This window comes from Kribbella sp. CWNU-51 (genome assembly GCF_054073265.1).
Genome location: NZ_JBSXMZ010000012.1, coordinates 19,074 through 31,314, shown reverse-complemented (window position 1 = coordinate 31,314; position 12,241 = coordinate 19,074). Strand labels below are relative to the sequence as shown.

Annotated in this window: 18 protein-coding genes and 1 pseudogene; 11 read left to right on the top strand and 8 right to left on the bottom strand. The window is 67.9% G+C overall.

Annotated elements, in window-relative coordinates; translation table 11 throughout:
• Positions 1–67: 67 nt before the first annotated feature.
• From ACXC9Q_RS16950 to ACXC9Q_RS16940, 3 genes are read left to right on the top strand one after another with little or no spacing between them, the layout of a single operon-like run.
• Positions 68–370, top strand: a complete 303-nt coding sequence (locus tag ACXC9Q_RS16950) for a helix-turn-helix domain-containing protein (RefSeq protein WP_457057465.1) — start codon at positions 68–70, stop codon at positions 368–370.
• Positions 367–1,605 (top strand): type II toxin-antitoxin system HipA family toxin, encoded by a 1,239-nt coding sequence (locus tag ACXC9Q_RS16945; protein WP_457057464.1) that lies wholly within the window; start codon positions 367–369, stop codon positions 1,603–1,605. The genes ACXC9Q_RS16950 and ACXC9Q_RS16945 overlap by 4 nt, the downstream gene beginning before the upstream one ends.
• 10 nt (positions 1,606–1,615) lie before the next feature.
• Complete coding sequence (locus ACXC9Q_RS16940; protein WP_457057463.1) at positions 1,616–1,756, top strand: hypothetical protein; 141 nt, start codon at positions 1,616–1,618, stop codon at positions 1,754–1,756.
• A 108-nt stretch (positions 1,757–1,864) separates the two neighbouring features.
• Here ACXC9Q_RS16940 and ACXC9Q_RS16935 read toward each other — a convergent pair whose 3' ends face one another.
• Both ACXC9Q_RS16935 and ACXC9Q_RS16930 read right to left on the bottom strand, forming a co-directional pair.
• Positions 1,865–2,317 (bottom strand): WYL domain-containing protein, encoded by a 453-nt coding sequence (locus tag ACXC9Q_RS16935; protein WP_457057491.1) that lies wholly within the window; start codon positions 2,315–2,317, stop codon positions 1,865–1,867.
• 356 nt (positions 2,318–2,673) lie between these two features.
• Positions 2,674–2,829 (bottom strand): annotated as a pseudogene (locus ACXC9Q_RS16930) (HTH domain-containing protein); the annotation flags it as partial.
• 61 nt (positions 2,830–2,890) lie between these two features.
• Here ACXC9Q_RS16930 and ACXC9Q_RS16925 point away from each other — a divergent pair.
• From ACXC9Q_RS16925 to ACXC9Q_RS16910, 4 genes are all read left to right on the top strand, one after another.
• Positions 2,891–3,865, top strand: a complete 975-nt coding sequence (locus ACXC9Q_RS16925) for an ABC transporter ATP-binding protein (protein ID WP_457057462.1) — start codon at positions 2,891–2,893, stop codon at positions 3,863–3,865.
• Positions 3,862–4,629, top strand: coding sequence for an ABC transporter permease (locus ACXC9Q_RS16920; protein WP_457057461.1), 768 nt, complete (start codon positions 3,862–3,864; stop codon positions 4,627–4,629). The genes ACXC9Q_RS16925 and ACXC9Q_RS16920 overlap by 4 nt, the downstream gene beginning before the upstream one ends.
• A complete protein-coding gene (locus ACXC9Q_RS16915; protein WP_457057460.1) occupies positions 4,626–5,411 on the top strand; it encodes an ABC transporter permease in 786 nt (261 codons plus the stop codon). The genes ACXC9Q_RS16920 and ACXC9Q_RS16915 overlap by 4 nt, the downstream gene beginning before the upstream one ends.
• A 169-nt stretch (positions 5,412–5,580) precedes the next feature.
• Positions 5,581–6,300, top strand: a complete 720-nt coding sequence (locus ACXC9Q_RS16910) for a class I SAM-dependent methyltransferase (RefSeq protein ID WP_457057458.1) — start codon at positions 5,581–5,583, stop codon at positions 6,298–6,300.
• Here the strand turns inward: ACXC9Q_RS16910 and ACXC9Q_RS16905 are convergent.
• The 4 genes from ACXC9Q_RS16905 to ACXC9Q_RS16890 are packed head-to-tail and all read right to left on the bottom strand — an operon-like array spanning position 6,287 to position 8,227.
• On the bottom strand, positions 6,287–7,174 hold the full coding sequence (locus ACXC9Q_RS16905) for an aminoglycoside phosphotransferase family protein (RefSeq protein WP_457057490.1): 888 nt from the start codon (positions 7,172–7,174) through the stop codon (positions 6,287–6,289). The genes ACXC9Q_RS16910 and ACXC9Q_RS16905 overlap by 14 nt on opposite strands.
• Positions 7,175–7,232: 58 nt before the next feature.
• Complete coding sequence (locus ACXC9Q_RS16900) at positions 7,233–7,391, bottom strand: hypothetical protein (RefSeq protein ID WP_457057456.1); 159 nt, start codon at positions 7,389–7,391, stop codon at positions 7,233–7,235.
• Positions 7,354–7,542 (bottom strand): hypothetical protein, encoded by a 189-nt coding sequence (locus ACXC9Q_RS16895; RefSeq protein ID WP_457057455.1) that lies wholly within the window; start codon positions 7,540–7,542, stop codon positions 7,354–7,356. Before ACXC9Q_RS16895 ends, ACXC9Q_RS16900 begins: the two co-directional genes overlap by 38 nt.
• Positions 7,543–7,576: 34 nt before the next feature.
• Positions 7,577–8,227: a LysE family translocator gene (locus ACXC9Q_RS16890; RefSeq protein WP_457057454.1), complete on the bottom strand. Its 651-nt coding sequence runs from the start codon at positions 8,225–8,227 to the stop codon at positions 7,577–7,579.
• Between the two features lie 91 nt (positions 8,228–8,318).
• Here ACXC9Q_RS16890 and ACXC9Q_RS16885 point away from each other — a divergent pair, with 91 nt between their 5' ends.
• Together ACXC9Q_RS16885 and ACXC9Q_RS16880 are read left to right on the top strand one after the other, a co-directional pair.
• The gene (locus ACXC9Q_RS16885; protein ID WP_329481294.1) at positions 8,319–8,501 is read left to right on the top strand and encodes a hypothetical protein; all 183 of its coding nucleotides are present in this window, start codon (positions 8,319–8,321) and stop codon (positions 8,499–8,501) included.
• 78 nt (positions 8,502–8,579) lie between these two features.
• A complete protein-coding gene (locus ACXC9Q_RS16880; RefSeq protein ID WP_158441106.1) occupies positions 8,580–8,756 on the top strand; it encodes a DUF5302 domain-containing protein in 177 nt (58 codons plus the stop codon).
• Positions 8,757–9,495: 739 nt separating this feature from the next.
• Here the strand turns inward: ACXC9Q_RS16880 and ACXC9Q_RS16875 are convergent.
• The gene (locus ACXC9Q_RS16875) at positions 9,496–9,936 is read right to left on the bottom strand and encodes an SRPBCC family protein (protein WP_457057453.1); all 441 of its coding nucleotides are present in this window, start codon (positions 9,934–9,936) and stop codon (positions 9,496–9,498) included.
• Positions 9,926–10,243 (bottom strand): ArsR/SmtB family transcription factor, encoded by a 318-nt coding sequence (locus ACXC9Q_RS16870; protein ID WP_457057452.1) that lies wholly within the window; start codon positions 10,241–10,243, stop codon positions 9,926–9,928. The genes ACXC9Q_RS16875 and ACXC9Q_RS16870 overlap by 11 nt, the downstream gene beginning before the upstream one ends.
• A gap of 60 nt (positions 10,244–10,303) precedes the next feature.
• On the opposite strand from ACXC9Q_RS16870, the gene ACXC9Q_RS16865 reads away from it, so the two are divergent.
• Entirely contained in the window at positions 10,304–11,485 is a 1,182-nt protein-coding gene (locus ACXC9Q_RS16865; RefSeq protein ID WP_457057451.1) for a cytochrome P450 family protein, read from the top strand.
• A gap of 98 nt (positions 11,486–11,583) precedes the next feature.
• Positions 11,584–12,213, top strand: coding sequence for a DedA family protein (locus ACXC9Q_RS16860; protein WP_329481287.1), 630 nt, complete (start codon positions 11,584–11,586; stop codon positions 12,211–12,213).
• Positions 12,214–12,241: the final 28 nt, after the last annotated feature.

Genomic DNA, 12,241 nt, shown 5'->3' with positions numbered 1-12,241 from the left:
TGCTGAGCATTAGCGGCTATAATGGCTAGCGTGCTTGCCCTTACTGGCGATTGGAGAGGTGATAGCTATGGCGCCATCGGCTGTGCCGGTGCGAACGCGCCTCGCCGCCCAGCGGATCGGTGCGCACCTGACCGCGTGGCGCAAACTTCAGAGCCTCACAGCCGAGCAGGTCGCGGACCGGGCCGGCATCTCGCGGACCACCCTGCGTAACCTCGAGCGCGGTGAGACGACCGTCGGCCTCGAGGCGTTCCTCAATGTCGCCCGGGTGCTCGGCACTCTGGATCGGCTCGTCGATGCGCTCGACCCGTATGAGACCGACCTGGGGCGTGCCCGCGCCGATCAGGTTCTGCCGAAGCGGGTTCGGCGATGAGCGATGCTGTGCTGGTGTCGGTCGAGTTTGCCGGTCGACCCATCGACGTCGGCGTCGCGTACTTCAGCCGCCGTCACAACGTGCTGTCGACGACGCTCCGCTACGCCGAGGTGTACCTCGCACGGCCGGATGCGTATGCCATCGACCCCGCGGCCCCGCTGGCACAGGGCAATCACGTCTTCGCCGGTCTGCCGGGGTCGTTCAGCGACTGCTCTCCGGACCGCTGGGGGAAGAATCTGATCGCCAAGCTGATGCGGCTCAGAGCGCTTCGGGACGAAAAGACACTGCCGTCGATCAGCGATGTCGACTCTCTGTTGGGTGTCAGCGACCTGACTCGGCAGGGAGCGCTGCGGTTCCGCATCCAGGCTGACGGGCCATACGTCGATCCGGACCTGACTGTTCCCAAGCTTGTGGAACTGCCGAGGCTGCTGCGTGCCGCCGACGCGGTGGCCCGCGATCCCGACGACATGGCCGCCGTCAAGGATCTGCTGGACGCCGGCTCGGGATCGCTCGGTGGTGCTCGGCCGAAGGCTTCGGTGCGCGACGGCGACCGCTTGCTCATCGCCAAGTTTCCGCATCACGGCGATGACTGGGATGTCATCGCGTGGGAGAAGACAGCTCTAGACCTGGCGGAACGTGCCGGCATCGAGGTGCCTGCCCGACAACTCGCCACGGTCGGTGGCAGACCCGTCCTCGTGCTGGATCGATTCGATCGCGAGAACGGTCGGCGCATCGGGTACATGAGCGCGATGACGTTGGTCCAGGGCCGGGACGGGAGCCCGGGCGACTACCTCGAGGTGGCCGAGACCTTGACCGAGTTCGGGTCGCGGGTCAGCGTCGATCTACGGCAGCTATGGCGGCGGATCGCTTTCTCGGTCGCTATTCATAACACGGACGACCACCTGCGCAACCATGGCTTTCTCCGGGACGGGGCCTCAGGCTGGCGGTTGGCGCCGGCGTTCGACATCAACCCGAACCCGGATGCCGGAGCCCAGCGAGTGACCGGGATTGGCGGCGCCCACGGTCGTGGCGACGAGCTGACTGGGCTGATGGCCTACGCGGAGTCCTTCCGATTGCCGGCGGAGGAATGCCGGCGGATCCTGCACGAGGTCCTGGCCGGTGTTGCAGGGTGGCGAGAAGTTGCTCTCAGCAACGGTGTACCGGCGACGGAACTGCCGCGGTTCGAGGAGGCCATGGAAGGTCTCCGATCCGCGATGGCCGAGCTGGCCGACTGAAGTCCATGTCATGCAAGAAGACGATGGTTGCGTCGATCCGGGTGTGTTGCTGCCGGGCGGCCATGGTGGCGAGCTGCACCTCGATCGGACGGTCGGGACGGACAGTCCGTCGCAGTTCCGGGTGTCCCGCTCGTGCCACACCAACCGCTGAGCGCAGTTGCTGCGCTGCCGAGGAGCATCCACTCGATGCGGCCACCGTTCAGTTGCTCGGCGACGGCGGCCAAGACCATGGTCCATGGGGTGCTCATGCCTGTTGAAGCTAGTTGTCGCCATGGACAGTCGGGCGAGTCGCCCGAGTGTGTAAGACGGAGATCGCGTCCGAGGCGTCGCGGACCAGATCTGCTAGTTCTGGTGGGGCGACGACCGCGGCGTCGCCGGCTTGGGCTAGGACGGCGGCTCGGGCTTCGTGGATGTTTTCGAGGTCGGCGTGGATGATCCACCAGCCGTCGTCGCCGGAGGGGACGAGTGGGGTGGTTGGGCGGAAGCGGCGTACGGCGTGGTCGCGGACGCGGAGGACGATCGGGTACGACGGGCGGGTGGCGCGGAACTCGCGTTGGGAGTCGGCCCAGTAGTGGGCGAGGTCGAAGTCGGGTGGTCGCGTGAACGTGTTGTCGGTGAGGGTTGCTGAGGTGAGGCGGCCGAGGCGGTAGGTGCGGAGGCGGCCGTCGGAGCGGGCCGCAACGAGGTACCAGGTGCGGGCCTTGGCGACCAGGCCGAGGGCGCGACTGTGAACGGGTCGGTCCGGTCGGCGTACGTGATCGTGATCCGGCGTTCCTCCCAGACTGCCTCACGGCACAGGTCGAGCCAGCGCGGCACCTCGCGCCGGTCGTCCCAGCCGGCGTGATCGATCAGCAGCCGCTGGCGGGCGAACTCGGCCTCGCGTCGCGTCCCCTCGGGCAACGAGGCGATCAGCTTCGACACGGCCTGATCGCTGGACGCGTCGAGACCCAGATCGGCCAGCACCTGGGCGGTCGCACCGACGAAGACCGACATCACCTCGGACGGCGTGAGCCCGGTGAGCCGGCTCCGGTAGTCGGGGAGCAGTGCCCACCCACCACCGCGGCCGCGGATCGAGTAGACGGGAACGCCGGCCAGGCTGAGCGCGTCGAGGTCGCGCTGCACGGTCCGCGGCGAGACTTCCAAAGACTGCGCGAGCTGGTCCACCGTCGACTGACCGCGGGTCTGCAGGTGCAGCAGCAGTCGGAGGAGCCGTTCGGCGCGCATGGTTCGACTATGTCAGGAAAACAAGCCATCAGCTGGCGTGTTTTCTCTCTACGGTCGGCGCATGACTGTTGTCGAGGTCGACCAACTGTCCATGTCCTACAAAGCCCCGGTCCGCAAAGGCGGCCTCCGCGCGGCGCTGGGTTCCCTGGTACGGCGTGAGTATCGCGAAGTCCAGGCACTCGACCAGGTGTCGTTCACGATCGAGCCAGGTGAGGTCGTCGGGTTCATCGGTCCGAACGGAGCCGGCAAGACCACCACGATGAAGATCCTGTCGGGCATCCTGCACCCGACCGGCGGCCGGGTTCGCGTCCTCGAGTCTGTCCCGTGGCAGCGTCGTTCCACCTTCCTGAAGCGGATCGCCTTCGTGCGTGGCAGTCAGCCGGTCGGCGGTTCCCAGGAGCTGACGGCGATGGACTCGCTCGAGTACCAGCGCCTCCTCTACGACATCCCGCACCCGGACTTCCGCCGTACGCTCGGCGACCTGGAAGAACTCCTGAAACTCGGGCCACTGCTCGAGCGGCAGTTGCGCGCGCTGAGCCTCGGCGAGCGGATGCGGATCGGGCTCGCGATGGCGCTGATCTACCGGCCCGAGGTGCTGTTCCTCGACGAACCGACCATCGGGCTCGACGTCACCGCGGCGAGTCAGATCCGCGAGTTCGTCGCCGACTACGTGCGACAGACGCGCGCCACCGTGTTGCTGACCAGCCACTACATGGCCGATGTCGCGTCGTTGTGCCCGCGGCTGATCCTGATCGACCAAGGCCGGGTCGAGTACGACGGTCCACTCGCGGAGCTGTCCGCACGACTGTCGCCGTACAAGCTGATCCGGATCGCGGCGCGCGGCGATGGGGACCCGGACGAGTTCGGCGAAGTGGTCGAGTCATCGGAGGGCCAGTGGGTGCTCCGGGTCCCACGGGATGACGTCGCGCAGACGACTTCTCGACTGCTCCAAGCTCTCGACGTCGTGGACCTGTCGATCGAGGAACCACCGCTGGAGAAGGTCATCGACCGGGCATATCGTGAAGGCCTGCGATGAGAACCGCGCACCTGCTCGGGTTCCGCATCCGTCAACAGGTGCTGGATTGGTCGGGCGCCTGGTGGTTCCTGCTGACTCTCGTCGTCCAAGCGGTCGTCGCGCCGTTGATCGGGCTGTTCGTCTGGTCGGCGGTGTACCCGGACGATCCGGGGATCGCGCGGTACTACGTCGCCATCATCCTCGTGACGTTGATGACCGAGTCGTTCGAGCAACACACCTTCTCCGAACGGATCTACGACGGGACACTCAGCCACGAACTCCTCCGCCCGCAGCCGGTGGTGATCGGCGTACTCGGCGAGAATCTCGCCATCCGTGCCTGGCTCACCCTCCTCGGTGCGCCCATCGTGCTGTTGACCGGGATCTCGCTCCAGGCCGGCTTCGACTGGCGGTCGGTGCTGCTGAGCGTCCCGTGCGTGGCACTCGCCGCGGTGCTTGTCTTCTTGTGGACATTCCTCTTGTCGACAACCGCGTTCTGGACCGATCGCGTCCATGCGGTCGTGGGCTTCGGCAGTCAGTTGATCTTCCTGTTCGGTGGTACTGCGGCGCCGATCGACTTCCTGCCGGACCTGTGGCGCCAGATCGCCCAGGCGTCGCCGTTCTACGGCATGAACGGGCTCCCGGCCGAGATCGCGGCTGGTACGCCGTACGAAGGATCGCTGACGGCCGCGCTCGGATATCAGCTCTTCTGGGTGGCGGTGTTGATCGTCGTTGTCACAGCGGTCTGGCGAGCCGGCGTACGGCGGTACACGGCGGTGGGATCGTGAAGCTGCTTCGCCTGCTGGGTGCGGGCTTCTCGATGTCGTTGCGGCGCAGCGTCGCGTTCCGGATCAACCTGGTCTTCGATGTGCTGCTGGCGTTCACCGGCCTCGGTACGGCGATCGCCGCCGTACTGATCGTGTTCACCCGGGCCGACAGCCTGGCGGGCTGGTCGAAGGCGGAGTTCCTGGTGCTGATCGGCACGTATCAGTTGATCACCGGGTTGCGGGGGACGTTCATCGATCCGAATCTGTCCTGGTTCCCGGAGACCGGGATCCGCAACGGCAGGCTCGACGGGTATTTGTTGCAGCCGGCATCGAGTTTGTTCCTGGCGAGTCTGTCGCTGTCGTCGCCGTTGGCGTTGATCCAGTTCGTGCTGGGGCTCGGGGTGCTCGGGTGGGGCATCGGCGCGGCCGACGCGTCGCCGAGTCCGGGCGGTGTGGCGAGCTGGGTTGCGCTGGTCGTGGCGGCGCTGGTGGTGACGTGGGCGCTTGGAGTGTTGCTGGCTTGCTTGGCGTTCTGGGCGCCGAAGTTGCAGCTCGACGTGTTCTACCACTCCGCTTGGCAGCTCGGGCGGTATCCAACGGATGTGTTCGCCCGGCCGATCCGCGTGCTGCTGACGTATGTGTTCCCGATGGCGCTGATCGCATCGGTTCCAACCGCCGCTCTGCTGCGCGGCCCGCAGGTTCGTGTCCTTGCGGCTGGCGTGGCAGCGGCCGCAGGTGCCGCTGTGCTGGCAACCCAGGCCTGGCGAGCCGGCCTGCGCCGCTACACCGGTGCCACCTCATAGGTGTGCAGACCGACAGGAGGTAGGGGGCTCGCAGCCGTTCCCCGGTCACTCGGCAGGCGGGGTGGGGCATATGCGTAGACCTCTACGTCCTGTCGAACGGCACAACCTGTCGACGTGGTGCTTCGGAATTCGGTCGCCGGGAAGTGGATGGTGGGGTTAGCGTCGCGGGATGGTTGATGCGTTGTTCGGGGTGCCTCGGTTGGTGGCGGTGTATGACGCGCTGGATGCGGATCGCGGCGATCTGGAGCACTACACCGCGATGGTGACGGAGTTCGGCGCGCGGCAGGTGCTGGATGTCGGCTGCGGGACGGGTGAGCTGGCCTGTCTCCTGGCCAAGGACGGGATCGAGGTCGTCGGGGTCGATCCCGCGGAGGCGTCGCTGGAGGTTGCTCGAGGCAAGGAGTTCGCCGATCGGGTGCGCTGGATTCACGGTGACGCGACGACGTTGCCGCCGCTGCAGGTAGATCTCGCGGTGATGACGGGGAACGTGGCGCAGGTGTTCCTGACCGATGAGGAGTGGTCGGCGACGGTGCGCGGCGTACGGGATGCACTTCGGCCCGGCGGGCGGTTCGTGTTCGAGACCCGCGATCCGGCGCAGCGGGCGTGGGAGGAGTGGACACGGGAGAACACGTACCAGCAGAAGTTGGTCGCGGGCGGCGAGACGGTGGAGAGTTGGTCCGACCTGATCGGCGTGGAGTTGCCGTTCGTGTGCTTCCGGGGCACCTACGTCTTCGGGTCGGATGGCGCCGTACTCACGTCGGACTCGACGCTGCGATTCCGCGAACGGGGTGAGCTGGAAGAGTCGCTGGCCGGGTTCAGCATCGACGAGGTGCGGGGGGCTCCGGATCGGCCGGGCAAGGAGTTCGTGTTCGTGGCTACGCGGCAGTGAGGAGCGCGGTCAACGTGTGGTGGGCGGTCCGGGACATGACCGGGTTGGTCTCGACGTAGTACCAGAGGCAGTTGACGGCCTGGGCGAAGGCCCAGCCCATGCCGCGACGCCACTCGTCGTCGTCACTGCCGAGCGCGGCACGGAAGGTCGAGCGGGCCTGCGCGTCCAGAAGGTTCCAGGCGGCCTGGAGATCGATCGCCGGGTCCGCGACCGTGAGCGTGCCCACGTCGATGACGCCGGCCAGGCGGCCGTCCGCGACCAGGAGGTTGCCGGGCATCAGGTCGCGATGCGCCCAGACGTCCGGCTCGGTGCGCGGGGTGGTGCGCAGCTCGGCCCACAGGCGGGCGAGCGCGTCGACGTCGATGATCCCGCGATTGCGCTGCAGTCCGTCGGCGACGGCCTCGTCCTGCGATGTCAGTACGCCGCCCCGCCACGGGCCGGTGAACACGCGGCCCTCGGTCGGCGCCGCTCGCAGCGCCAGCACGAACCGCGCCAGATCCTCGGCGAACTCGGTCGATCCGGCGACATCCGCGTCGTACGCGATGGTCCCGTCCAGCCAGCTGTAGACGGCCCAGGGCAGCGGGTACCCCGCACCGGGATCGCCGATCGCGATCGGTTCCGGCGTCGGGTACGGCGACATGGCGCGGAGCCGGCGTGCGGCGTCGGCCTCGTCGTCGAGCTCCTTGCGCGTCGCAGCCTGGTCGCCGGGCCTGATCGGCAGCCGCGCGACCAGTTCGTCGCCGATCCGGAACAACGCGTTGACGGTGCCGTGCGAACGAACGGCGCGGACCGCGAGAGCGCTCCACTCCGGGAACTGCTCCCGGATCAGTCCTTCCACCAGTTCGGTGGTAACGTCCAACTGCCCAGCATGCATCGCCACGCCCTGCAGTATCCGTGAGCCCTCAAACTGCCGCACGTCAATTAGTCTGCCGTCAGACGAGGAGAGTCGGGGCGATCCGTGCTGATCCGATGCCGCGATCGGCCTTGCCGAGGCGGAAACGAACCCTGCCCTTCAGCACCGTCCCCGACTCCGCCCGCCCGTCGACCAGTTCCTCACCGGCGAACAGCGTGAACGTCCACTTCCTCGGCATGCTGCCATTCGTCAGGGGGGAACTCGGAGAGCAGGTACTCGCGGGTGATCGTCGGCAGGCCGCGGTCGCGGACGAGCGCGGCGATGGGCGCGCACGAACTCCAGCCGCTGGCGACCAGTCGATCGACCTCGGCGGCAACGAAGGCGTACATCCTGCGTCACGCTAGTGAGCCCCGCCGACAGTCCTCAGTGGGTGGCGAGAGGGCGGGCTCGGTCGGTGGCCAAGCGGATGGCGAAGACGGCGAGGGCGGTGCCGGTGATGTACCGATGGATCCGCATCCAGGTCGGGCGGCGGGCGAGGAAGACGGCGATCGAGCCGGCAGTGATGACGAAGACGGCATTCATCACGACTCCGACCGCGAGCTGGGTCAGGCCGAGGACCAGGCTCTGCGCGCCGAGGTGACCGCGGCCCGGGTCGAGGAACTGGGGGAGCAGCGAGATGTAGAGGATCGCGATCTTCGGGTTGAGCAGGCAGGTGAGCAGGCCCATGCCGAACAGCTTCCGCGGGCGATCGGGCTCGAGCTCCTGGGTCGCGAAGACGGAGCTCCCGCCGGGGCGCAGCGCGTTCCACGCGAGCCAGAGCAGGTAGGCGGCGCCGGCGAGCTTCAGAGTCAGGTAGATCTCCGGGACCAGCGCGAACAGCGTCGCCAGACCGACACTCGCCGCCAGGAGGTACACCAGGAAGCCGATCCCCACGCCCGCCAGCGAGATCAGCCCGGCCCGGCGACCCTGTGCGATCGACCGCGACACCAGATAGATCATGTTCGGTCCCGGGACGATCACCAGACCCAGCTCGACCAGCGCGATCCCGAGCATCGCCTCACCACTGACCAGCACCCTCGTCCCCTTTCCTCGATTCCGTCACGAAGCTAACAGTGGGCGGCGACGGTCCGCGGGGGTTTTCCTCAGGCTGAGATACCTTGCCCGCATGAGCGACCAGACGTGCATGCGGTGCGGCGAGCAGGTGGAGTCGAGCCGCGAGGATTACGAGGTGTTCGAGCGCATGCACTGGGACTGCTTCCACTACGCGTACGAGCACGATCTCAACGGCGAGGTGGCCGAATCCGAGGACTGTGGTCAGCCTGGCTGCCCGTCCGGTGAGCCTGGGTGACGGTATTCCAGTCGCGGTCTGTCCTTACACTCAATTAGCGTGGTGTCCGTACGCCTGACGGTTTGTGAAGGAGACGGTATGAGCGACAAGTCCAGCGAGCCGGCGGACGATCTGCAGAAGAAGTTCCGTGAAGCACTCGAGAAGAAGAACGCCCACCACAACGCGCACCCGGGATCGGGGACGCGGCGTGAGGGCGTCGGCGAGGCGCACAACGACAAGCAGAAGCGCCAATTCCGGCGCAAGTCCGGCAGCTGATCCGCCAACTGTCCATCCATCCGCCTGAGCCCTGGGTTACCGCCCAGGGCTCGACCTTTTCCAGCCGCGGGCCCCACCCGCCGGCCCGCCCACTCCCGGCCGCGGACTCCACCTACTGGCCCGCCACTTCCCGGGACCTTGAACCCATCTGGGGACCTGGGACAAGGTATTTCGGCTCTTGTGCTGGGTGTGTGGGTGATAGGGGCCGGGGGCTGCGGTGCGGTCGGTGGGTTCGGGGGCTGCGGGGTCACCTGTTGGGGAGTGCGGACATCGGGTGTGGTGTCCGCGGTCTCGATCAGGTGTCCGAGGTCCGGAGAGTTGTTTGATCGAGTCCCAGGGAGGACTCGGCGTACCGACGAACGGGTAGTAGTCGGCCACGCCGCACCCGAACGGCCGGCGTTCAGGCTGACCTCCTCACCCAGGTGCTCGCGCCGGCTGACCACTACCCGTCCGTCGGTACACCGGGGCCTCTCCCCCTCCTCCGCCCCGAGCCCTCCGGCCCCGATCGGTAGGTCGACCTCGGGCGGGGGGCGCGGGGTCGACTTTGGGCACGGGATGGTCGTTGTGCGGGCGGTTTCGTGGTTGAACCGTGCCCAAGGTGGCGAGCCCGGCCCGGGTACACCCACGGAAACGACAGGGGAGCCGGTATTTCCTGTCCGAGGTCCCGAGATCCTGTCCGCGCCCCGACTCCCCGCCGCGGCCGAGGCGGGGGAGCTGGTGGGAACCGTCGTACTGCTGGTCAGCCTCGGTCGGGTGTCGGGTCGGGGTGCTGAGTGATGAGCAGGCCGGTCAGACGGCCCATCTCGGGCTCCCAGCCCATCAGGTGGTTCGCGGCGTCTTCGGCGGTCGCGAAGCCGGTGTGGGTGAGCAGCATCCGGGTGCCGCCGTCGGCCTCGGACAGTTCGACATCGACCCGGGTCGGCTCGTCGTCGGTGCCGTCCCACTTCCAGCTGAACGCGAGCCGGTACGGCGGCTCGACCTCGAGATACGTGCCGCGGACGACATGCGGCCCCATCTCGACCACGTAGTCCCCGCCGACCCGGACGTCGGCGCTGACCTTCAGCTCCCAAGCCGGGTTCGGGCAGTACCACCGGGTGAGCAGGTCGGCCCGCGTCCAGGCGTCGTACACCTGCCCGATGGTTGCCGGCAGCACCCTGTCGATCCGCACTTCAGTGTCCATGCCCGTCCCCTCGCAACAGTTCTTCCAACCGATCCACGGTGCTGTTCCAGTACGCCGACATGTCCCCGAGCCACTGCTCGACCTCCGCGAACGCCTCCGGGCGGATCGTGCACACGACGGTCCGCCCGACCCTCCGCCGGGTCACCAGCCCGGCGTCGACCAGCACCCCCACGTGTTTGGTCATCGCCGGCAGCGTGATCCGGTGCGGCCCGGCCAGTTCGCCCATGGTCGCGTCGCCCCGGCTCAGCCGGCTCACGATCGCCAGCCGGGTCGGGTCCGCGAGCGCACCGAAGGTCGTCGTCAGCACTCGCAACACTTCACCAAATGGTGAAGTGTCTGTCAAGACGCCGAACGTAGGCTGGCCAGTATGAGGCAGCCGTTCACCGAAACGAGTGGGATCGCCCGGCACTGGGGCTTCGAGGACCTCGCGGAGAATGGACCGCTGCAGTACCTCATGCTGTTCACCGGTGTCCCGGTCTGGCTGGTCACCGGGTACGCCGAGACCCGCGAGCTGCTCGCCCACCCGGACGTGGTCCGGTCACCGATGGACGGCCCGCACCGAGACACGGTCGAGGACGAGCTGATCAACCGCACCGAGCGGCACATGCTCGGCGCCAACCCGCCCGACCACACCCGCCTGCGCAAGCTGGTCACGGCTGCCTTCACCCGGCGCCGGATCGAGGCGCTCGAGCCGCGCATCCGCGAGATCGCCGCCGGACTGCTGGACCAGATGGCCGCCGCGGGCAGCCCGGTCGACCTGGTGAACGCCTACAGCTACCCGCTGCCGATCACCGTCATCTGCGAGCTGATCGGCATCCCGCCGGTCCGCCGGGAGGACTTCCGTCGCTGGTCCTCGGTGTTCGTGAACGCGACCATGCACACCGCCGAGGAGTACGTCGAGGCGACCACGCTGATGCTCGGCTTCGTCCACGAGCTGATCGAGCAGAAGCGCACGGCCCCGGCCGACGACCTGCTGTCCGGCCTGATCGCGGCGCGCGACGGCGGCGACCGGCTCAGCGAGGACGAGCTGACCTCGATGATCTTCCTGCTGCTGGCCGCCGGCCACGAGACCACGGTCAGCCTGATCACGAACGGCGTCCTCGCGCTCCTTCGGCATCCGGACCAGCTCGCCCTGCTGCGGGCCGAGCCGGATCGCCTCCCGGCCGCCGTCGAGGAACTGCTGCGGTACGACGGCCCACTCCAGGCAGCGATCCCGTACATCGCCCAGGCGCCGATCGACATCGCCGGCTCCCAGATCGGGGCCGGTGAGGTGATCGTCTTCGCGTTACTGCCGGCCAACCGGGACGCGCGCAGGATCGACCGGCCGAACGAGTTGGACATCACCCGCACGGACAACGCGCACCTCGCGTTCGGACACGGGATCCACCACTGCCTCGGTGCACCGCTGGCCCGGCTGGAAGGCCGGATCGCGCTCGGCATGCTGTTCGAGCGGTTCCCCGAACTGCGGCTGGCCGAACCCGACCGCGATCCGGACCGCACCCCCGGACTGCTGATGAACGCGATCCGGGAACTGCCCGTACTGCTCTGACCACAGCCCGGCGTGCGCGCTGAACGTCTGATGAACCCCGGCTGAATCACAACGGTGGGATTGCGGCGTTGTTGGCGCGGGATGGCATCCTTGGCCGGGTGACAGACCTGATGGAGATCGCGCGACACCTGCTAGGCGTTGCGATGGCCTCGCACTGGTTGCTGCTCATCCTGTTCGCGGCCGCCGCGATCGACGCCGTCTTCCCGGTGGTGCCGAGTGAGGGCATGGTCGTCACCGCGGGCATGGCCGCGGCCGCCGGCCACCAGAACCTGCTGCTCGTGATCACGGTCGCGATGGTCGGCTCGGTCATCGGCGAGTCCACCTGCTACTTCATGGGCCGCGGCTCCGGCCCGGCGCTGCACCGCTGGATGAAGCGGCAGGAGCGCCGGCAGCAGATGTACGACAAGGTGTCGGCCGCGCTGCACTCCCGCGGCGGGCTGATCCTGATGACCGTGCGCTACATCCCCGGCGCGCGGATGGTCGCGACGCTGACCGCGGGCGCGACCCGGTACTCGTTCAAGAAGTTCATCGTGTTCACGTTCTTCGGTGTCACGGTCGCCTACACGTACGTCGCCCTGCTCGGCTACCTGGGTGGCGACGCGTTCGCGCACGACTCACTGAAGGCCCTGGCGTTCAGCCTGAGCCTGGCGGCGCTGATCGGCCTGCTGGTCGAGACATCCCGCCGGATCGCGGTGAAGCGCCGCGCGGCCAAGGTCACGAGCGCCTAACGATCGACCCCCGGGTTTCGACCCGGCT

Coding starts and splice junctions, on each gene's coding strand:
- ACXC9Q_RS16880 (WP_158441106.1), top strand. CDS start 8,580: ATGAGCGACAAGTCCAGCGAGCCGGCGGACGATCTGCAGAAGAAGTTC.
- ACXC9Q_RS16925 (WP_457057462.1), top strand. CDS start 2,891: ATGACTGTTGTCGAGGTCGACCAACTGTCCATGTCCTACAAAGCCCCG.
- ACXC9Q_RS16945 (WP_457057464.1), top strand. CDS start 367: ATGAGCGATGCTGTGCTGGTGTCGGTCGAGTTTGCCGGTCGACCCATC.
- ACXC9Q_RS16895 (WP_457057455.1), bottom strand. CDS start 7,542: ATGTACGCCTTCGTTGCCGCCGAGGTCGATCGACTGGTCGCCAGCGGC.
- ACXC9Q_RS16920 (WP_457057461.1), top strand. CDS start 3,862: ATGAGAACCGCGCACCTGCTCGGGTTCCGCATCCGTCAACAGGTGCTG.
- ACXC9Q_RS16885 (WP_329481294.1), top strand. CDS start 8,319: ATGAGCGACCAGACGTGCATGCGGTGCGGCGAGCAGGTGGAGTCGAGC.
- ACXC9Q_RS16900 (WP_457057456.1), bottom strand. CDS start 7,391: ATGCCGAGGAAGTGGACGTTCACGCTGTTCGCCGGTGAGGAACTGGTC.
- ACXC9Q_RS16910 (WP_457057458.1), top strand. CDS start 5,581: ATGGTTGATGCGTTGTTCGGGGTGCCTCGGTTGGTGGCGGTGTATGAC.
- ACXC9Q_RS16950 (WP_457057465.1), top strand. CDS start 68: ATGGCGCCATCGGCTGTGCCGGTGCGAACGCGCCTCGCCGCCCAGCGG.
- ACXC9Q_RS16865 (WP_457057451.1), top strand. CDS start 10,304: ATGAGGCAGCCGTTCACCGAAACGAGTGGGATCGCCCGGCACTGGGGC.
- ACXC9Q_RS16905 (WP_457057490.1), bottom strand. CDS start 7,174: ATGCATGCTGGGCAGTTGGACGTTACCACCGAACTGGTGGAAGGACTG.
- ACXC9Q_RS16940 (WP_457057463.1), top strand. CDS start 1,616: ATGCAAGAAGACGATGGTTGCGTCGATCCGGGTGTGTTGCTGCCGGGC.
- ACXC9Q_RS16875 (WP_457057453.1), bottom strand. CDS start 9,936: ATGGACACTGAAGTGCGGATCGACAGGGTGCTGCCGGCAACCATCGGG.